We start from the raw sequence: 20137 nt of genomic DNA on the forward strand, positions 1-20137 counted from the left end.
GAAAGAACCGACGCCGTGGCCCGCCTGCGGCGTCTGCAACTCACAACCCGGTCTGCAAGGTTGCTGAAAGCTTGTCGCTTTACAGTCAGCAACCGCAGCAGACGGATAACCGGGCCCACCCGGAGACACGCCTGATGAGCGAGCTTTTCTACAACGCGGTGCCGAACGCGACGCGGGTTGCCCCGCCACTGCCTGAACCGCGCCAGTACCCCAGCGTAAAACCGCCACGGGTCTACCTGTTCGGCACCTGCGTGGTCGACCTGTTCTATCCCGAAGCCGGGATGGACGCGATTCACCTGCTGGAGCGCGAAGGCATTCGCGTGGAGTACCCGCAAGGCCAAAGCTGCTGCGGACAACCGGCCTACACCTCGGGTTACACCGAGCAGGCACGGACCGTGGCGCGCTCGCAACTGGCGTTGTTTGCCGGGGATTATCCGGTGGTGGTGCCGTCGGGTTCCTGCGCCGGCATGCTGCGCGAACACTACGCCGACTTGTTCAAGGACGAGCCGGACACTTTGCTGCACGTCCAGGCGCTCGCCGCCCGGACATATGAATTGGCCGAGTTCCTGCTGTTTGTCTGCAAGGTGCAGCTCAAGGACAGCGGCGCACCGGTCAAGGTGGCCCTGCACACGTCGTGCTCGGCACGCCGCGAGATGAACACCCACCTGCACGGTCGCGAGTTGTTGGCGCAACTGAGCAACGTGGAACGGGTCAACCACGATCACGAAAGCGAATGTTGTGGCTTTGGCGGGACGTTCAGCGTCCGTATGCCAGACATTTCCGGCGCGATGGTGGCGGACAAGACCCGGTCGTTGAAGGAATCCGGCGCCCACCAGGTACTCAGTGCCGACTGCGGTTGCTTGATGAACATCAACGGCTCGCTCGAGAAACAGCAGGCAGCGCTACGTGGCCAACACTTGGCCAGCTTCCTCTGGCAGCGAACCGGAGGTGCCCGATGAGCACTTCCACGATTATTCCGACGGTCAGCGTCGACGAAGATTTTCGCGCCCGGGCTCACAAGGCTTTGGACGACCAGCAACTGCGAAACAACTTTCGCACTGCGATGGATTCACTGATGACAAAACGGGCAGCGTCCTTCAGCGATGCCCACGAAAGAGAACATTTGCGCGCGCTGGGCAATGCTGTCCGCGCCCGCGCGTTATCCAAGCTGCCCGACCTGCTCGAGCAACTTGAACAGAACCTGACCCGCAACGGTGTGACAGTGCACTGGGCGGAAACGGTGGACGAGGCCAATGGCATCGTCCTCAAGATCATCCGCGCTCACGAGGCGCGGCAAGTGATCAAGGGCAAATCGATGGTCAGCGAAGAGATGGAGATGAACCATGTCCTCGCTGAACAGGGCATTGAATGCCTGGAATCGGACATGGGCGAGTTCATCGTCCAGCTCGACCACGAGAAGCCTTCACACATTATTATGCCGGCGATCCACAAGAATGCCGGTCAGGTCGCGTCCTTGTTCCACGACAAACTTGGCGTGGAGTACACCAAGGACGTTGACCAACTCATTCAGATCGGGCGCAAAGTCTTGCGCCAGAAATTCTTCGAAGCCGACATCGGCGTCTCCGGCGTCAATTTCGCCGTGGCTGAAACCGGCACCCTGCTGCTGGTGGAAAACGAAGGCAACGGCCGCATGTCGACCACCGTACCGCCGGTGCATATCGCCGTCACCGGGATCGAGAAAGTCGTCGAGAACCTGCGCGACGTGGTCCCGCTGCTGTCGCTGCTGACCCGCTCGGCCCTCGGCCAGCCGATCACCACCTACGTCAACATGATCTCCGGTCCGCGCCAGGCCCACGAGCTCGACGGCCCGCAGCAAGTGCACCTGGTGCTGCTGGACAACGGCCGCAGCCAGGCCTTCGCCGACAGCGAACTGCGCCAGACCCTCAACTGCATCCGCTGCGGTGCCTGCATGAACCACTGCCCGGTCTACACCCGCATCGGCGGCCACGCCTATGGCGAGGTCTACCCTGGGCCGATCGGCAAGATCATCACCCCGCACATGGTCGGCCTGGCGAAAGTCCCCGACCACCCGAGCGCGTCCTCCCTGTGCGGCGCCTGCGGTGAAGTGTGCCCGGTGAAAATCCCGATCCCGGCCCTGCTGCGCCGCCTGCGCGAAGAGAACGTCAAGGCACCCGACACCCCGCACCAGGTCATGCGCGGCCAGGGCAGCAAGTACTCGCGCAAAGAGCGTTTCATCTGGAACGCCTGGGCCAGGCTCAACAGCTCGCCAACCCTGTATCGGCTGTTCGGCTTCTTCGCCACCCGTCTGCGCGCCCTCACGCCGAACAACCTTGGCCCCTGGACGCAAAACCACAGCGCGCCAAAACCGGCCGCCCGCTCACTGCACGACATGGCCCGCGAGCATCTGGGCAAACAGGGGGATCGCTGATGAGTGCCAAACAGAACATTCTCGCCAAGCTGCGCCACAGCCTGACGGGCACCACACCCGTGCCCGACAACTTCGATGAAGCACTGGTGACCGAGCCCTACACCTACACCGCCGAACAACGCATCCCACAACTGCGCAAGCTGATGGAAGCGGTGCACACCGAAATCCACCTGACCTCGGCTGACAGCTGGCCGGCATTGCTCGCGCAGCTGTTGGCCGAGCGCCAGTTACCCAGCCTGTTGATCGCCCCGACCACCGCCCACGGGCAACGCGTCACCCAGCACTGGGCGCAACATCCCGGGCTGCCGACGCTGAAAGCCTACGACCGGCCGGTAGAACAGTGGAAAGCCGAGTTGTTCAACGACACCCCGGCCAGCCTGACCGCCACCCTCGGCGCCATCGCTGCCACCGGTAGCCTGATCCTCTGGCCGACCCGCGAAGAACCGCGCTTGATGAGCCTGGTGCCGCCGGTGCATTTCGCCCTGCTCAAGGCCAGCGAAATCCGCGACAACTTCTATCAGGTACAACGCGAGTTCAACTGGGCCCAAGGCATGCCGACCAACGCGCTGCTGGTGTCCGGCCCATCGAAGACCGCCGATATCGAGCAAGTCCTGGCGTACGGCGCCCACGGTCCGAAAGACCTGGTGGTACTGATCCTGGAGGACCAATGACCCTACCGACGGCTTTCCTGCGCGATGTGCAGCAACTGATTCCCCGCGAGCGGCGTTTCGACGACCCGCTGTCGACCCTGGCCTTTGGCACCGACGCCAGCTTCTACCGGCTGATCCCGCAACTGGTGATCCGCGTCGAGTCCGAAGACGAAGTGGTCAGCCTGCTGCAATTGGCCCAGCGCGACCGCGTCCCGGTGACCTTCCGCGCGGCCGGCACCAGCCTGTCCGGCCAGGCCATCAGCGACTCGGTACTGATCGTGCTGGGGGATAACTGGAACGGCCGCGAGATTCGCGGCCAAGGCACCCAGATCCGCCTGCAGCCGGGCGTCATCGGCGCTCAGGCCAACGCCTGGCTGGCTCCTTTCGGGCGCAAGATCGGCCCGGACCCGGCCTCGATCAACGCCTGCAAGATCGGCGGCATCGTCGCCAACAACGCCAGCGGCATGTGCTGCGGCACCGCCCAGAACACCTACCACACCCTGGCCGGGATTCGCCTGGTGCTGGCCGACGGCAGTCGCCTGGACAGCGAGGACCCCGCCAGCGTCGCGGCCTTTCGCGTCAGTCACGCCGACCTGCTGGAGCGCCTGGCGACCCTGGGTCGCGAGACCCGGGCCAATGCCAGCCTGGCGGCGAAAATTCGCCATAAATACCGTCTGAAAAACACCACCGGCCTGTCACTCAATGCCCTGGTGGACTACGACGAGCCTGTGGATATCTTGAGCCACCTGCTGGTGGGCTCCGAAGGCACCCTGGGCTTCATCAGCGCGGTGACCTACGACACGGTGATCGACCATCCGCACAAAGCCTCGGCGCTGATCGTCTTCCACGACGTGGAAACCTGCTGCACCGCCGTCACCGTGCTGAAAAGCCAGCCGGTCTCGGCGGTGGAACTGCTGGACCGCCGCAGCCTGCGCTCGGTGCAGGACAAACCCGGGATGCCGGCGTTCGTCCAACAACTGTCGAGCCAGGCCTGCGCCTTGCTGATCGAGTCCCGCGCCGCCACGTCGGCGCTGCTGGAGGAACAGCTGGCGCAGATCATGAGCTCGTTGGCGCCCTTCCCAGTGGAAAAGCAGGTCGACTTCACCCAGGACCCCGCGGAAAACGCCAAGCTCTGGGCGATCCGCAAAGACACCTTCCCCGCCGTCGGCGCGGTGCGCAAAACCGGGACCACGGTAATCATCGAAGACGTTACCTTCCCGGTGGAGCAACTGGCAATCGGCGTCAACCGCCTGATCGAGCTGTTCGACAAACACCACTACGACGAAGCGATCCTGTTCGGCCACGCCCTGGAGGGCAACCTGCACTTCGTCTTCACCCAGGGCTTCAACAGCCCGCAAGAAGTCGCCCGCTACCAGGCGTTCATGGACGACGTGGCACAACTGGTGGCCGTGGAATTCGGTGGCTCGCTCAAGGCCGAACACGGCACCGGGCGCAACATGGCACCCTTCGTCGAACTGGAATGGGGCAGCGATGCCTACCAGTTGATGTGGCAGCTCAAACGCCTGCTCGACCCCAACGCCATCCTCAACCCGGACGTGGTCCTCAGCGACGACCCGCAGATCCACCTCAAGCACCTCAAGCCCTTGCCGGCTGCCGACGAGATCGTCGACAAATGCATCGAGTGCGGCTTCTGCGAGCCGGTCTGCCCGTCCAAAGGCCTGACCCTGAGCCCGCGCCAGCGCATCGTGATCTGGCGCGACATCCAGGCGAAAAAACGCGCTGGCATCGACACCCGTGAACTGGAAGAAGCCTACCAATACCAGGGCCTCGACACCTGCGCGGCAACCGGCCTGTGCGCGCAACGCTGCCCGGTGGGCATCAACACCGGCGAGCTGGTGAAAAAACTGCGCAGCCGCAGCGCCACCCATGTGAAAACCGCTAGTTGGCTGGAAGGACATTTCGCCACGGCTCTGCAAGGCGCGCGCTTCACCCTGCACGTGGCCAACGGCGCGCGGATGCTGCTGGGCGCGCCACGCCTGAGCAAACTCTCGGCCCGCCTCAGCCAACTGTCGAAAGGGCAGATTCCGCAGTGGAGCAACGCCATGCCCCAGCCGGAACGGGCGATCCGTTTCAGCCCGACGGTCAGCGATGCACGCCCGCGAGTGGTCTACCTGGCGGCCTGCGTCTCACGCGCCATGGGCCCGGCAGCGGGCGACAAGGAGCAGACCTCGCTGTACGACAAAACCCGCGGCCTGCTGGAAAAAGCCGGCTACCAAGTGGTGTTTCCGGACAACCTCGACAACCTCTGCTGCGGCCAGCCATTCGCCTCCAAAGGCTACGCCGAACAAGCCGAACACAAACGCCAGGAACTGCTCGGCGCCCTCCTCCACGCCAGTCGCGGCGGGCTCGATCCAATCTACTGCGACACCAGCCCCTGCACCCTGCGCCTGATGCAGGACCTGGGCGACACACGCCTGGACCTCTACGACCCGGTGCGTTTCATCCGCAGCCACCTGCTGGAGCGCCTCGACTTCACCCCGCAAGACGCCCCAATTGCCGTGCACGTGACCTGCAGCACCCAGCACCTGGGCGAAAGCCAGGCGCTGATCGACCTGGTCCGGCGTTGCAGCAACAACGTGGTGATCCCCGAAGGCATCCACTGCTGCGGGTTTGCCGGCGACAAAGGCTTCACCACCCCCGAGCTGAACGCCCACTCACTGCGCACCCTCAAGGACGCCGTGCAGCATTGCAGCGAAGGCATCTCCACCAGCCGCACCTGTGAAATCGGCCTCAGCCAGCACGGCGGGATCGACTACCACGGCCTGGTCTACCTGGTAGACCGCGTGACCCAGGCCCGCCCGGCATAGGGCCTACCTGGGGTGGGTGTATGTAGACGCGAGCCTGCTCGCGATGAACTCAACAAAAAACCGGTGCTGACTGATTCAACCCGCCGGCCCCGAGTTCATCGCGAGCAAGCCGCCAGCGGGCACCCGCCCCTACTGTTTCGGCAAAACCGCAAAAAAAAACCGAATTCCTGCGTGCGTCTATAGTCATCTAGCTAAGCCCTGCAAAAGAGCTTAACCCCCTCGGCCAGCAGCCCCATCGACCGGCAGCACCGAGCCCTCATGCACAAGGAGATACCCATGAAGCACTCTGCAATTGCTGGATTGTTCATCACCGCTGCACTGTTGGCCTCGCCGGTGTTTGCAGCGGATGAAGACCTGTGCGATGGCAATATCCAGAAACTCCAGGATGCCATCGCCACCGCGCCCGCCACCTCGGAAAACGCCATGGACAACGCCAAGGCGGCGCTGAAGAAAGCACAGGAAGCCAAGGCTGCCGGTAACACCAAAGATTGCATCGACATCACCACCGGGACCCTGACCAAAATCCAGACCCGTACCCCCGACAAGGGCTGATGCGCGCTCAAGGCCAACCTTCGGGTTGGCCTTATCGAACGCGTTGGCGTACACTGCACAGGCTTGCTGCTCAAATTGATCCACAGAGCAGTGGGCTCGGGGCCGTTTAGGATTCGACGCCGGTTGCGAAACTTTAGGTGCATGCCGAGTTGGTAACAGAACTCGTAAATCCACTGTTGCAACTACTTATAGTTGCCAATGACGAAAACTACGGCCAGGAATTCGCTCTCGCTGCGTAAGCAGCCTTAGCCCTGAGCTTCTGGTACCTTCGGGTCCAGCAATCACCAGGGGATGTCTGTAAACCCAAAGTGATTGTCATATAGAACAGAATCGCCGTGCAGTACGTTGTGGACGAATCGGCTAAAACTTACACAACTCGCCCAAAGCACCCTGCCCTTCGGGTCGCTGAGGGTTAACTTAATAGAAACGGCTACGCATGTAGTACCGACAGCGGAGTACTGGCGGACGGGGGTTCAAATCCCCCCGGCTCCACCACTTCATCATCTAAAGACGTCCACGGACGTCTTTTTTTGTGCCTGGAATTCCGTGAAATTAGGGGCTTAAGCGCTACAGGGTTTTGTAGAGGATTTTTGAGCTCAAGCCGTTTGGGTATTCCATGGTTGCGCTGATCACTCATCGCTGGCTGAGCAGCCGCGACGGAAAAACTTTCGAGGTCGGCCATGTTTCGCCTCACTGACGCGGTACGCCGCGACTAGGCGCAACATCAATCACAACCTGAATCACGGCGTGTTGCCGCAGATGTCGCAACCCTATCTCCACGCGCTAGGCCAGAAACGACACGGGTTGTCGCCAGTGTCGCCACACCACCACTGGAGCCTAAGCACCTTGCCCGGCCGATCTAGCGACTGCTTGAGGAGGAGCACTGCTGCAACACTACGAGAACGCTCTCCTGATCCGCCCGACACACTGGCAGCAGGTGGACAGGATCAGCCACCCCACTGGAAAGCCCTGCTCCGCTTTCTGCAAACAAACGAAAACGGTGATGACGATAGCACTGGTCGGTCGGCGTGAGGGTCGCAACTTTGGCTATGGCCGCCAGCTGAGCTATGCCGGCTCACAAGCGCTAAAAGATTTGTTTGCCGGCGGCCACTTCGCCACGGTCAAAGCGCATAGCGATCGCTGGCAAGCGTTCGTGCGTTGGTGTCGATCAGAGGACGGTCCCGGTTACAACGATGCGCGCCAGATCGATCGACAGACGCTACAAGACTACGCCGCGTATCTGCGCCAGCAGATCCAGCAAGGTGAACTCTGCATCGCCACCGCGCAGAACCGCCTGAGCAGCGTCAACCGCACCCTCGCTGCGCTGCGCGGTGATCAGGACGTCAGGATCGCCAGTCCGAGCCAGGCGTTAGGACAGCAGCGCTCGAGCGTACGCACCCGCGCGCCGGACGGCCAAGACCACCAACTGGTGCGGCGAGTACTCGAGACGCTTGGCAAACAGCAACACGAGCGGGTGGCCGCGATTGTCCTTTTGGCCCGAACAACCGGTATGCGCCTGCGCGAAGCGATTCTGGCTGACCTGCCACGCTTGCACCGCGAAGCCGAGCACTTTGGCCGCATCAATATCCAGGACGGCACCAAAGGCGGCCGCTCAGGGGCTTCCGCGCCGCGCTGGATCGTGGCCAATGAAGAGGTGAAAGCGGCCCTGCAGTTGGCTCGTCATGCGTCGCCGCCCGGCAGCCGCAACTTGCTGGCCCGAGACGAGAGCTACGCCGTATTCCTGCAACAGACCGTACTCCCTGCCCGCGAAACGCTGCATGAACACGGACTGAAGGGTTTTCATGAACTGCGAGCGGCCTACGCTTGCGAGCGTTACGAGCAGCTCACGGGCCATGCCGCCCCGGTCAATCGTGGCCACTGCTATCGCATTGACCGCGACCTTGATCAACTGGCGCGCCAACAGATCAGCCTTGAGCTTGGGCATAACCGGAACGATGTGGTTTCGGCCTACATTGGAGGTCGAGCGTGACCAAGCCCTTCGATATGGCGCTGTTCTTGAGCGGCGTACTGACTGGCTCGAAGGCCACCCAGCAACGACACCTACGGCAAGCCCGAATCATGCAAGCTGCCATTCAACAGCGATGGCAGCGAGATAATCCTTGGACCTGGCAGCTCAAGCATTTGCGCTGGTTTCTCACTCAGCACCTGAAAGACCATACCGACGCCACCCGGTATTACTATCGACTCACAGCTCTATTGCTCTGGAAGCGATTAGGGAGAGTCCGAGAGCTGCTGATGTGATATTCGACGAGTCCTAGCCTAGCCCACCAGTCGCACTTACAATCGGGCTAGTGCAACCTCACTCTTTCCAAACCTCAGCAGCCAACGGCAACTCATTCAACTCGGCACGGGCCTCACGCCAAGTTGGAAAATGCTCCCCGAGGATCGAGATAAAGCGCTCATTGTGAGTGGGCTCAAGCAGATGAACCATCTCGTGGACGATCACGTACTCAAGCAGGTCTTTCGGCTTTTTCACCAACTCGGTGTTCAGTCGAATGTTCCCTGCCTGATGGTTACAGCTGCCCCATTTGGTTTTCATCCGCTGCAGGTAATAACCGGCCACCTTCACCTTCAGCTTACGCTCCCACTTCCTGATCAACACCGGCACCACGGCGTGCAGTTGCAGCTTCTGCCATTCATGTATCACTTCGGCACGCTTATGCGCATCACTGCCGGGGCGCACAGTTAAGGTAATGCGTTTGTGGTCGAGTACCACCGATGGCTTGGCGTCCTGGTGGTTAACCACCATCAGGTAACGTCGACCCCAAACATAGTGGCTTTCTCTTTCCACAAACTGACGCGGTGCCTCACGCGCCTGCGCTTCCAGTTTGCTCTGCTGCTCGCGGATCCAGCCCAGCCTGGAAATAGCATAAGCCCGAGCGACTTCAATCCGCGTGCTTGTTGGGGCAACTAACGTTACCCGCCCCTCTGGCGGGTGCACACTCAGGTGGACATTCTTGATGTCTTTCCTGGTCACCGAAATTGAAATATCGCCCAGCTCAATAATCTCGTTCATCAATATCCCTGTTGGTTCTTGATGATCTCGAATATTGCCAAAGTTGCTACACGGTCACGCCCCATCAGAGGAAACAGCGCATTAAGAACCTGCGCTTCCCGCGCAGGGTCTCCTCGCCAGGATGAAGGGGCCGATCCGCGCATCGCCAGATCAATATCCAAAGCCAGTTTCACCTTTGCCTCTTCATCTATCGGGCACTGGAAGGTGGTCGTTGCAATGCTGTCCAGGTTGTTGAACAACACGATGGCTTCCCGATGCCCGTTCAATGCAGCGGGAGAGCTTCCTGGTCCTTTCTGCCCCAACTGTCTGACCAGCGCCTCGGCCTTGCGCAAAAACTCCTCGTAAGCGGCAGCATCTTCACGACTCTGTTTGATCAGATCCTCAAGCAACCGTGACATACCCTCGTAGAACTTCGGGTCTGTCAGTTGTTCACGAATGATGGTCTTGCGCACGTTGTTGATAATGCCTTCGGCAATCGCCCCCTTGGAAAGGTTGCCTTTGGCATTGAGCTTTTTGGCGATGGCATCGTGAACGCCAGTCTGAACGATCAGTTCAACCAGCGAAAAATTATCGACCGTGTTCATCGGATCGGCGTGGTCTGCCTGAATATAAGTATTGAGCAGATGCCGCATGTCCGATTCGAAGGGTTTGATATCCAATTCTTCGCCGGAGTGTTTTTTTATCGCCTCACGCAGGTCTGCATAGAACTGCACTTCAGTCTGCAGCTTGCCGGCTTCAGCAGCCGAGTAACCGGCTTCTGTCAGGTGCTGCGCCAAGTCGGCAAACGCCCGCACAAATGAAGCCACCATTTTATAGAAGGACACCCGCAGTGCTTCGGTCCCATCCAGCGCATTGGCGTTAGCGGCGGCACCACAGAAATAGTGGATAAACTGTTCTACCTCACGCGGCGGAGCCACGGGGGCGCACAAATAACTCAATGCCTCACGGGCAGCATCCAGCTGCTTCTTCCCCTCGACCAGCCAATTCTTCAGCTCAACGTTGTTACTGCCCCCGCTGCCTGCGTCGACATCCAGCTCGTCAGAGGTGTACACCGAAATGGCGTCTTGCACGTCGCCGAACAGCTCTTTGAAATCGACGATATAGCCAAAGTCCTTGTCATCACCATCGAGCCGATTGGTGCGGCAAATTGCCTGGAACAGGTTATGGTCCCGCAGCTCGTTATCCAGATAGATGTAGGAGCAACTAGGTGCATCGAAGCCAGTCAGCAGCTTGCTGACCACGATGAGTAGCTTCAGGTTGGCCGGTTCCTCAATGAAGCGACGCTTGGTCTCTTCTTCATAAGCGGTGGTGGTCTGGCCCGGCTTCAGCACGTACTGCGTGTAGGTATCGAACTTGTAACGCTCATCGCTTTGCTTCGGCTCGCGGGAAATTGCGTTGTGGTTCGGCTCATAGGACGTGACGATGCCGCAATACGTGCCGAAATAGGTGTTCTTAAACAACCGAAAGTAGTGACAGGCATCATAGATGCTGGCGGCCACCAGAATGGCCGCCCCTCGGTCATTGTTCAGTCGTGGCTTTAAGCCAAAATCTTCAATGATACTAGCGACGATGCGCTGCTTACGCTCACCAGCACTCATGAGCGACTCCATAGTGGCCCATCGTTTGCGCAGGATCGATTTCTGGTAGTTATTCAGAGCTTTGGTTGCTCGTTCAAACCATGCATCGATTCCGTCCCGCGAAGTCAAACGCTGCGGTACGTCGCGCGCTTCATACTTAAGGTCCAACACCACCTTATCCGCCACGGCTTCATGGAATTTGTAGGTATGGATGTAAGTGCCGAACACATCGCGCGTAGTCTGCTTGTCCTTACGCAGCAGCGGTGTACCGGTAAAGCCAATAAACAGGGCATTGGCCAGCCACTGCTTCATTTGCTTGTTCATATCACCGCCTTGGGTGCGGTGGCATTCATCCACGAATACATAGAAGTGCCCATGCATGGGCGGCGGCGGTACGCTCAGATCAGGCTCAAACTTGTGCAGCAATGCGCAAAGCAGGCGCGGTGCGGCAGCTGAGAGCTTCTGTACAAGATCGGCGCGGGAGGTAATGCGTGGCGAGGGCGAGTCGTTACCGATTACCCCGGCATTACGCATCACCCCGGATATTTGCTTGTCCAGCTCATCGCGATCAGTAATAACCAGAATGCGCGCCTCAGGATCATACTCCAGCAACCACTTGGCGATCAGCACCATCAGGATGCTCTTACCACTGCCCTGGGTATGCCAGATAACCCCACCCTCTTTACGCCGAACCCTCTCTTGTGCGGCCTTTACTGCGGCGTATTGATGAGGGCGAGGAACCTTTTTGATTCCCGCATCGAAGATGATGAAATTGCGGATCAGGTCAAGCAGGCGCGACTTCTCGCACATCTGTGCCAACGGGCCATCGAGCAAGTAGCCAGACTGCGCTACTTCTGTACCTGGAAGCGACGGATAGTGCAGGGGCATCTCGCGCGCCACATTCAAATCTACTGACTCCAGGGTTACCGCTGCAGCCTTCCACTCGACAAAGAACTCGGCACGGGTCGTCACCGTGCCATAACGCAAGCCCTGAGAGTCACTGCCAGCGAAAACCAACTGCACTGTACTGAAGAAACCCTGGTTGAAGATTTCCTCCTGGTTGGTGATCAGTTGGTTAATACCATCGCCCACTTCTACCGAACTACGCTTGAGCTCAATCACACCGATGGCGATACCGTTCAGATAAATCACCAAATCAGGGCGGCGCTCATGACCACCGCGCAAGGTCACTTCTTCGGCAATGGCGAAGTCATTATCCTCAGGGTGCTCCCAATCAATCAGATGCACCGTTTCGTGGGCCTGCCCAACGGCTACCTGTACTGGTACGCCGTAACGCAGCAGTTGGTAGGTACGCAAATTAGCCTGATACAGCGTGATGCCCGTGGAATCAGCCGCTGTTATCAGCTTTTGCAGCGCCGCCGATATCTGTGCATCGGAGTAGCCACGCTGCTTCAGATTGGCCTGCAGCAGCTCGACTTCAATGTTGCGGTTCTGCCCACGCTTGCTCCACTCACCCAGATAGTCGTAGTCGAGACAATCAGGCCGCGACTTGTCCGTAAACAAAGCCAAAACACGATTCTGGGTGCGACGTTCAGAGCGAGGTTGTTGAATCATCAAGTGCATCCTGCAGGGTTTATTCGGTTACGTGTTTGCTGACGAGACTGTTGAGCAACACGTTATTCATTTGTTCGGAATGGACGCGTATGGCGTCGGCATCCCAAGGCTCGGTCTTCATCATCAAGTGCTGCTTAACACTATCGATGGTGTTGTTCCTATAAAACTCTTTCTTGGCCGCAGGCATGAAATTGCTCAGGCGAGAGTTCTTGCTGTGGCTGATCAGGCATAAATTACCGAACGAATTAAGCGTGTCTGCGTCGAGCCGAGCCTGTCCGTCTAATGGATTCTGCGGGTAATAATGCTCAACCGAACTACGGAAGGTGAATTCGTAGGATTTAACCGACTCCTCTGCCCTATGTTCAAGCCAAAGCAGGTAATCCAGAAAGTTGAACACCAGGTTGTTTTCAATGTTGCCGAACGTCAATCTGGACTCAATCTTGTCTGCCGCAATGCTTTCGCCGCGTGTCTGACAGATACCCCGGTTGGTATAGATCATCGCAAAGTAATCCAGGCCTGCCTCTTGGGCCAGAAAGCGGTCAAAGACAAACGCTTTGGCGACCGACTCCATGTGCTGCAGATAAACTTGAGCGTCAATCTGTTCAACATAAAACAGGTGGCGCAGCGCCGCATTCAGCCAGTGCTTGTAAACCAGCGTTGGCGTAGAAACATGAAACGCTGACAGCAACATCAGGATGCGGCGGTTGATGCCTTCATTGCCGTCCTCTTCGCCGAAGGTGTTCACATAACTCCCGCGACCAGTGCTGCTGTGATCGCCGCCTTTGTTCCACTTGAAGCGTTTGAGACTCCAACCATCCGAGCCCTTGATGAACTCGCGCTTGATTACATATTGATCAAACAGATACTTGCAACGCAGCAGGCTAAAGGTAAAACGCTTCACTGCCGCAACAGGGTCGGGTTCCTTAAGCACGTGGGTTTCAAAAGTATCGAGCAGGCGTTTGTCATCCAATGGGATGTCCGCTTTCGTATCGACACGCAGTACATGCAATAGAAAGTTGGGAAAATTAATCACCGTGTTGAAGCGATCTTGCGCCTCCTCACCTGACTCACCCTGCTTCGCAGCGGCCGGAACCTTGGCAATGATCTGATCAAGGGTCATGCGAGTGTCCTGCCGGGCAGTCACCTCCTGAGTTTTGTGTAGTACAGCCCGAAGTGAATCGAAGTCAGCGAGTAGAAACTGTCCCCAGTCCCCTTCGCCAAAAATGCTGCCACGTTGGCCAGGCGTGAAGCCCATTTGCACATAGCGCTCCATGTTTGCGCAGGCTTCCCATACCACATGCAGGCAATTCTGACTCTGCTCGCAGCCCTGCAACTGCTCCATCATCCGCGCCTTGAGCACCTCGTGCTTTTCCAGCTGCTCACCGCGGTTATTCATGATCTCGAAGTAATGGTTCAGGTCCGTATCCGTCGGTACCTTCACCCGCATGATTTGCACATAGCGGAACAGGTAGTCGGCAAACTGCTGAGGCGTAACGTCGTTCTCATTCAGTTTTTGGGGCAAGACTTTCTGGATAAGGCGGTAGCCATTGAGGATGCCGGTATTGATCTGCTTCTTGGTCAAAACCTCTGCGGGGTCGTCGTTGAACTTCTTCTCGAAGATGGCGGCAAAGGTTGCGCGCGAATGCTCGCGGCTATCGAAGTGGATACTCAGGTTTGAATACCAGGCAAGCTCGACAGCCTTGGTGTTTTTCAGATACGACGTCAGCAACGACAGGGTCGTCAGGCGTTGCTGACCGTCAATGGTTTCAAATACCGGGGTTTTACTGTCCGGGCGCTCATACACCACCAAGGTGCCAATGTAGTAATTGCGCGCTTTATCGTCCTTCTTCGGCAGGCAATCGATCACGTCCTGAATCAGCTGCGTGATTTCGCCCTCCTCCCAGGCGTAATTGCGCTGATACATCGGGATCACGTACTCGTCCCGACCGCTGAGCAGCGCCTTGATGGAGAGCTGACTGATTTCGCTACTCATAGTATTTCATCGCCTTGAACAGAGCTTCGATCTCATCGGTTCTGGTTGACTTCTGGCCGCTCAATACCGACAGGCTGCAATTAATAAAGTCAGCAGGACGTGTGGCTTCCTTGATCAACCTGAAAAGATTGTTCTCCAACACGTGGTTATCCATGCTGGCCAGCTGCACCACCTGCATCTTCAGGCGCAGGCTGTAGGCCCAGATGAATATCTTCTCGATGGCCCGGGAGATATCTGCGTGACCGAACTTGTCGATGTAGTAAATCAACAGGCAATCGAACATCGCCCGTACGTAGCAATCACCGGCGCGGGTTCTTGCCGGGTAGCTATTGAGGGTTTTCATGATGCTTTTCGCATAGCCATCCAGCCCTTCAGCACCCACCAGCTCATGCCCGTTCCAGGACTCGGCGCTGATCCGCGCCACTTTGCCCTGATAGTGGCTGATCAGCTCAAAAAAGCGCCGACCATTGATGATGATCTGATCCAGGTGGAAGGGAAAACCAAGCTCGCGCGAGTCGATCTTGCGCTCGTACTGCCCGTTGTAGTTATCCACAAAATGGTGGGCGATACGCAGCTGCTCCACATAGGGATAGCTGGCCACCGTATCGATATTCACGCCCTTGAATAAGTCGCTGTCATCCTTGCTGAAGTAGCGCGCCGAAACCCCTTTCGACCAATTACGGATGCGGTACAGGTATTGCGAGAACAGTGTGGCCAACGCCTCAGTGTCACTGTTTTCCCAATGCGCCACTGTGGCCGCCTTCAATGGCTCGTCACGCGGACTGAACTCACGCAGATGGTAAGCCTTGAGCAAGTCATGAGGCTCCAGATCCCGGCCACGCGCATTCTGCGAATCGAAGAACTGAAAAGCTTCCGACACATCGTTCAAGGCCACCGCCACGACCTGACACTTGTTCAGGAAGAAGTCGATATGCGCCTCGGTGAAGTCCGCACGGGAAACGATGCGAGCCACCTCAAGGTAATTGCTATGGATGTTCTTCTGCGATATCTCGCTGGTAAAGGTTGGGTTCACCATCGCTTGTTCAAGATTAAGCAAGCGATCCCGCAAGTCTTTGCGTTTGAGTTTTTCTTCTTTGTTCCGCTGGATCAACGCACGGGCTGCCAGCAGCAGGCTGATGGTCCGCTGCTGGCCATCGACGATGTTCCTGGTCCCACTTTCCTGGTGAAACACGATGGTACCCAAGCGGTAGGCGGACTTGTCCTTATGGATGGCGATATCGGAGAACAGTTGATTGATGTTCTTGCCAGTCCACTTGTAGGGGCGCTGGTACTGGGGAATATCCAGCGCAGAATCCATGAGCAGTTCGTAAACGCTGATGATCTTGCTGGATAGTTCGGTAGCCTGCTGCGCTGGGGTCGCGTCCATGCTCAGGTTTGTCATAGCAGTCGGGTTCTTCCGGTTAGCAGTTCTTGCATCATTCCTTGCTTTAGGGCACGGGTTTTGACCAGGCGATGCTCCAGCGTAGCCAGCTCGGCGTCCATATCGGACAGCACGGCGGCGATGGCAGCTTGTTCGGGCAGGGGTGGAAGCGAGAACTCTGTGCCGGTAATCAGGCCTGTATTGAGGTTCATCTGCGAACCGGTTTGACCATGTTTAGACCAATCCTGCTCGATCCACTTCAGCGTGTAGTAAATAAACAGCTTGTCTGCTTGAAGATCGTCGAATACGACGAATCCGTCGTGAATACATACGTCAATCTTAGTGATGACAGGCCTACCAACGGTAGCGCAGATGCTCATGATAAGACTTCCCCGGGCGACTGGACGGCTGTGTTGAACGCCCAATGGTGAGAGTCTTTGTGTAGTTTCGCGAAGGTACATCCCCGACTTCGTCACATCTGAGATGCGTACCCATCCGACGGAGGAGTTCTGATCGAACCAGACTGGGCTATCGATTGGACGCGGTGAGGCTCCACGCTGAATTCGAGCAACATCCCCCAGCCGCTTCACCATCCATTCTTCATAGAACCCAGGAAGACGGGTTTGGCCGGTGAGGAGCTGTTGCATGGTGGCCTGTTTGAGGTCGCGCTTCTTGGCGAGAAGCCGCTCCAACGCGCTCAGCAGTGCATCCACATCGCTCAACGCCATCGCGATGGCACGTTGTTCCGGGACGGGAGGAACAGGCATAGGTACTCCCATGAACTTCTCACGGGGAAGATGCGCGATGCTGGTCTGAGTTACATAATTCGCGAGCAGTCCACGATCAGACCACTGACGAAGTAACTCGACCATGAGCCGTGAATCGAAACCGCGAAGGGGTCGCAGACGGTGAAGGGCCTTCTGGTAATAACATTCCTCCAACGGCGAATTCCAAAGCGCAGCACGCCCGACATCACCACCTTCGCACACCAGCAAATCACCATCTCGAAGGCGATATTTTTCAAGGTCTGCACGAGTCATCGGAACAGTTGGAAGGTCACTGAGGTCAATTCGCCCCCACTGAACCGATTTATTACCTAGGTAGGGCTTAGGTATTCCGACGTTCTTTTCCGAGTCAAGCATCTTGCCGAGTTTAATTTCGAATTCTGCTCCGACCGTAGAGACATCCCAATCATCTGGAATTACCCCCACTTCCGTTTGCTTATAGCCCGCCTTCACTGCCATACCGCCCCCATCTTTTTCAGATGTTCTTCCACACGACTGGCAAGCATGGCCACTTCATCGGTGAGCTGTGGCAGCGGTGTGGCGTAGCGCTCGCTCAGCTCGCGGATGCGTCCGGTCAGAGTCTGAGAGACTCGGTCGAGTTCGCCCTGTACGGCAGCGGCCAGGGTGGCGACCCACTTATCATCCACCACCAAGCTTTTGATCTCGTCCTCGCCAAGCAGCGGGTATTTCGCGTGAATATTGTTCTCGAGGTCTTCCTCAGCCTTTTTGAGCTTGGCCTTAAGGCTGCTTTGCTGATCAATCAAGGCGTCGTATTCGGCCAATACCTTGAACTCATCCTCATAATCCGGATCCATGCCAATCTCGCGTTGGCGTGTCTTGATCGCTTTGGCGGTGATCTTCTGCTTGTCACCCTCGCCTTCGACCACTTCGCTGAGCGAGCCATCTTCCCCGCTGTGCTCTTCAAGCATTTCACTCATGCTTTGCTCAACGCTGGCAAGCCGGGCCTCAAGGTCTTCAATAGCGTTGCGCTCGGCCATGAAATAGCGGGCAATCAGAATCTCGACCGGAATCAGGTCCGACTTGAAGCGGCGCTTGCCTTGGCAGTAGTCAGGCTTCTCAGCCCAACCCAGCTTGTTGTTCTTATCCTTTACCTTGAGGATTTCACGCGCTTTAGCGGCGGCCTTCCAGCCGTCGGCACTGATCAGGTAGCAGTCGTCCTGCATGGTCTCGGCCCAGTAGTCCATCAGGTGCTGATAGATGTCGTAATGGTCGAGCAAGGGCGCTTTGGCGAAGGCAATGAGCAGGTCTTCGGACAGTGTGGCAATCAGCTCTTTAGGGTGGCTGTTGACTGCAAAGCTTTTCAACTGAGGGGTGCTGTCCGCCAGCCATTGGTTGAACAGCTTATCCACGCCAGCTTTGAAGGCATTGAACTGCGGATGGCCGAAAATGACCGATTTCACCTCAGGGCTGACCAGCTCAAAGTAACCGGGATGGTTGGCCGGCTTGAACAACGCCGCGCGCAGCGCTGGCATCACCTGCCAGTAGCTGTCAAAGGCGTCGATATCACGCTCGGGAATGCCACCGCGCAAATGGCCGTCGATATCCTGAATGTCCTCAGGCTCGGTACTGTCGACATAGCGCGGCAGGTTAAGGTTGAAATCGTTCTTCGGATCGCTGATTTCGTCAAAGGTCACCATGCGGGCGTAACGCGGGTCACTTTCATCCAGCCGGATAAAGATATCGACGATCTTGTGCACGTCCTGATCGCGCAGACGGTTCTTCGGGCCGTCCTTGATAAAGCCTTTGGCGGCATCGATCATGAAAACCCCTTTGCGAGCACCGGCGTTTTCCTTGTCCAGCACCAAAATGCAGGCAGGAATACCGGTACCGTAAAACAGGTTGGCCGGCAGGCCGATAATGGCCTTCAGATAGCCAGAGCGCACCAACTGCTCACGGATCACCGCCTCGGCATTACCGCGAAACAGTACGCCGTGGGGCAGAATGCAGGCACCTTTACCGGTACTTTTCAGCGAACGGATGATGTGCAGCAAGAAGGCATAGTCGCCCTGTTTGGCCGGCGGCTCGCCCCAGGCAAAACGCTGGTACGGGTCTTTAGCGGGTGTCAGGCCGACGCTCCAGGACTTGACCGAGAACGGCGGATTGGCCACTACGTAGTCATAGGTACGCAGCTGCTCACCGTCCTTGAACTTTGGCGTGGACAGTGTGTTGCCCTGCAAAATGTTGGCGGTTGGGAAGTCATGCAGGATCATGTTCATGCGGGCGAGACCGGCGGTGGTCACGTCCATCTCCTGCCCTTCCAAGGTGATGTGCTTGCCGGCCTGATCTGCCACTTTCAGCAACAGCGAGCCTGAACCGCAGGTGGGGTCATACACAGTTGTAGACCCCACAGCATTGGCCGGGCTAATACCAATGACCTTGGCGATGATGCGGCTGACTTCAGAGGGGGTATAGAACTGCCCCTTGCTCTTGCCGCTTTCGCTGGCGAAGTGGCGCATCAAATATTCGTAGGCGTCGCCGAGGATGTCGTCGTTGTCAGCACGGTTCTGCGAAAAATCCAGCTCGGGTTTCTGGAAGATGGCCACCAGATTGGTGAGCTTTTCCACCATATCCTTCCCCTCGCCGAGCTTATTCGGGTCGTTGAAGTCGGGAAAATCACTGCGGGCTAGCCGGGTATTGGCGTCAATCAGCGGCTGAATGATCTGTGTATTGATCTTATTGCCAATATCGGCGTTGCCCTTAAGAGCAACCATGTCCTTGAAACTGGCACCCGGTGGAATATTGACCGGCGGCGCGAAGTCATCCGAGTTGCCGTACTTGTCGGAGATGTACTTGATAAACAGCATGAACAGGACGTAGTCCTTGTACTGGCTGGCATCCATCCCACCGCGCAGCTCGTCGCACGAGGCCCAGAGGGAGGAGTAAAGATCGGATTTCTTGATAGCCATTGGCAATCCTGACTGGGGTAAAGAGTAAGTGCGCAGGCGCCCCCTGTTACGCGCTCGGGAATATGTCCATGGCGCAGGCATTAGACGGGGGTCGACGGATATTTGTAACGAAGCGGAGCTTTACCTGCGATTAATGGGTGAACCTTATCTACTGCGGTTTCGTCGGGCCAGCATTTCGCCCTTATTTCTGGTCTTCATCCACTACCACAAATCAATCACCCGGAAAGTCGCAGAAAGTGGGCGGCAGACTTGGATGCCGCGAACAGTAAGTCACTGAGCTTTCGGCGCCAATACTGGACGTGTGCACAGGTAAGTGATCCGCTCACATACCGATGGCACTATGCCGCCAGGCAGGCGTCACTTCGCTGTTTTTTTGATCATTTGCAAAGCTAAGGATGAACTTACTTGTACCCATAATTGAC

General features: G+C 57.5%; 13 protein-coding genes, 1 other RNA gene and 1 pseudogene. 9 read left to right on the plus strand and 6 right to left on the minus strand.

Annotated features, from left to right (window positions below):
- Nucleotides 1–134 precede the first annotated feature (134 nt).
- From CKW24_RS17845 to CKW24_RS17885, 9 genes and pseudogenes are all read left to right on the plus strand, one after another.
- Entirely contained in the window at nt 135–959 is an 825-nt protein-coding gene (locus tag CKW24_RS17845; RefSeq protein ID WP_095169486.1) for a (Fe-S)-binding protein, read from the plus strand.
- The gene (locus tag CKW24_RS17850; protein ID WP_095169487.1) at nt 956–2410 is read left to right on the plus strand and encodes a LutB/LldF family L-lactate oxidation iron-sulfur protein; all 1455 of its coding nucleotides are present in this window, start codon (nt 956–958) and stop codon (nt 2408–2410) included. Before CKW24_RS17845 ends, CKW24_RS17850 begins: the two co-directional genes overlap by 4 nt.
- Nucleotides 2410–3081 (plus strand): lactate utilization protein C, encoded by a 672-nt coding sequence (locus tag CKW24_RS17855; protein WP_095169488.1) that lies wholly within the window; start codon nt 2410–2412, stop codon nt 3079–3081. The genes CKW24_RS17850 and CKW24_RS17855 overlap by 1 nt, the downstream gene beginning before the upstream one ends.
- On the plus strand, nt 3078–5888 hold the full coding sequence (locus CKW24_RS17860) for an FAD-binding and (Fe-S)-binding domain-containing protein (RefSeq protein ID WP_095169489.1): 2811 nt from the start codon (nt 3078–3080) through the stop codon (nt 5886–5888). Before CKW24_RS17855 ends, CKW24_RS17860 begins: the two co-directional genes overlap by 4 nt.
- 276 nt (nt 5889–6164) lie before the next feature.
- The gene (locus CKW24_RS17865) at nt 6165–6440 is read left to right on the plus strand and encodes a hypothetical protein (protein WP_095169490.1); all 276 of its coding nucleotides are present in this window, start codon (nt 6165–6167) and stop codon (nt 6438–6440) included.
- Between the two features lie 98 nt (nt 6441–6538).
- Nucleotides 6539–6935, plus strand: a transfer-messenger RNA (tmRNA) gene (gene ssrA / locus CKW24_RS17870).
- Nucleotides 6936–7120: 185 nt separating this feature from the next.
- Nucleotides 7121–7472, plus strand: a pseudogene (locus CKW24_RS28665) (hypothetical protein).
- A complete protein-coding gene (locus CKW24_RS17880) occupies nt 7450–8430 on the plus strand; it encodes an integrase domain-containing protein (RefSeq protein ID WP_095169526.1) in 981 nt (326 codons plus the stop codon). Before CKW24_RS28665 ends, CKW24_RS17880 begins: the two are co-directional and overlap by 23 nt.
- The gene (locus CKW24_RS17885) at nt 8427–8702 is read left to right on the plus strand and encodes a hypothetical protein (protein WP_095169491.1); all 276 of its coding nucleotides are present in this window, start codon (nt 8427–8429) and stop codon (nt 8700–8702) included. The genes CKW24_RS17880 and CKW24_RS17885 overlap by 4 nt, the downstream gene beginning before the upstream one ends.
- Nucleotides 8703–8760: 58 nt before the next feature.
- Here the strand turns inward: CKW24_RS17885 and CKW24_RS17890 are convergent, their stop codons facing one another.
- The 6 genes from CKW24_RS17890 to CKW24_RS17915 are packed head-to-tail and all read right to left on the minus strand — an operon-like array spanning nt 8761 to nt 19796.
- Nucleotides 8761–9477 (minus strand): M48 family metallopeptidase, encoded by a 717-nt coding sequence (locus tag CKW24_RS17890; RefSeq protein ID WP_095169492.1) that lies wholly within the window; start codon nt 9475–9477, stop codon nt 8761–8763.
- Complete coding sequence (locus CKW24_RS17895) at nt 9477–12629, minus strand: type I restriction endonuclease subunit R (RefSeq protein WP_095169493.1); 3153 nt, start codon at nt 12627–12629, stop codon at nt 9477–9479. Before CKW24_RS17895 ends, CKW24_RS17890 begins: the two co-directional genes overlap by 1 nt.
- A gap of 19 nt (nt 12630–12648) precedes the next feature.
- Entirely contained in the window at nt 12649–14622 is a 1974-nt protein-coding gene (locus tag CKW24_RS17900; protein ID WP_095169494.1) for a DUF262 domain-containing protein, read from the minus strand.
- Nucleotides 14615–16024: a DUF262 domain-containing protein gene (locus CKW24_RS17905; RefSeq protein ID WP_095169495.1), complete on the minus strand. Its 1410-nt coding sequence runs from the start codon at nt 16022–16024 to the stop codon at nt 14615–14617. Before CKW24_RS17905 ends, CKW24_RS17900 begins: the two co-directional genes overlap by 8 nt.
- A complete protein-coding gene (locus CKW24_RS17910; protein ID WP_095169496.1) occupies nt 16021–17247 on the minus strand; it encodes a restriction endonuclease subunit S in 1227 nt (408 codons plus the stop codon). The genes CKW24_RS17905 and CKW24_RS17910 overlap by 4 nt, the downstream gene beginning before the upstream one ends.
- Nucleotides 17238–19796 carry a type I restriction-modification system subunit M gene (locus CKW24_RS17915; RefSeq protein WP_256585499.1) on the minus strand — a complete coding sequence of 853 codons (2559 nt, stop codon included), beginning with the start codon at nt 19794–19796 and terminating at the stop codon, nt 17238–17240. Before CKW24_RS17915 ends, CKW24_RS17910 begins: the two co-directional genes overlap by 10 nt.
- Nucleotides 19797–20137: the final 341 nt, after the last annotated feature.

The organism is Pseudomonas sp. Irchel 3H3 (assembly GCF_900187635.1).
In the GTDB taxonomy this organism is placed as follows: Bacteria; Pseudomonadota; Gammaproteobacteria; order Pseudomonadales; family Pseudomonadaceae; genus Aquipseudomonas.

Bases quoted from the DNA above. Each gene is read 5' to 3' on its own strand.
- CKW24_RS17915 (WP_256585499.1), bottom strand. From the start codon at position 19,796: ATGCCTGCGCCATGGACATATTCCCGAGCGCGTAACAGGGGGCGCCTG.
- CKW24_RS17905 (WP_095169495.1), bottom strand. From the start codon at position 16,024: ATGACAAACCTGAGCATGGACGCGACCCCAGCGCAGCAGGCTACCGAA.
- CKW24_RS17845 (WP_095169486.1), top strand. From the start codon at position 135: ATGAGCGAGCTTTTCTACAACGCGGTGCCGAACGCGACGCGGGTTGCC.
- CKW24_RS17855 (WP_095169488.1), top strand. From the start codon at position 2,410: ATGAGTGCCAAACAGAACATTCTCGCCAAGCTGCGCCACAGCCTGACG.
- CKW24_RS17865 (WP_095169490.1), top strand. From the start codon at position 6,165: ATGAAGCACTCTGCAATTGCTGGATTGTTCATCACCGCTGCACTGTTG.
- CKW24_RS17890 (WP_095169492.1), bottom strand. From the start codon at position 9,477: ATGAACGAGATTATTGAGCTGGGCGATATTTCAATTTCGGTGACCAGG.
- CKW24_RS17910 (WP_095169496.1), bottom strand. From the start codon at position 17,247: ATGGCAGTGAAGGCGGGCTATAAGCAAACGGAAGTGGGGGTAATTCCA.
- CKW24_RS17860 (WP_095169489.1), top strand. From the start codon at position 3,078: ATGACCCTACCGACGGCTTTCCTGCGCGATGTGCAGCAACTGATTCCC.
- CKW24_RS17900 (WP_095169494.1), bottom strand. From the start codon at position 14,622: ATGAGTAGCGAAATCAGTCAGCTCTCCATCAAGGCGCTGCTCAGCGGT.
- CKW24_RS17895 (WP_095169493.1), bottom strand. From the start codon at position 12,629: ATGATTCAACAACCTCGCTCTGAACGTCGCACCCAGAATCGTGTTTTG.
- CKW24_RS17850 (WP_095169487.1), top strand. From the start codon at position 956: ATGAGCACTTCCACGATTATTCCGACGGTCAGCGTCGACGAAGATTTT.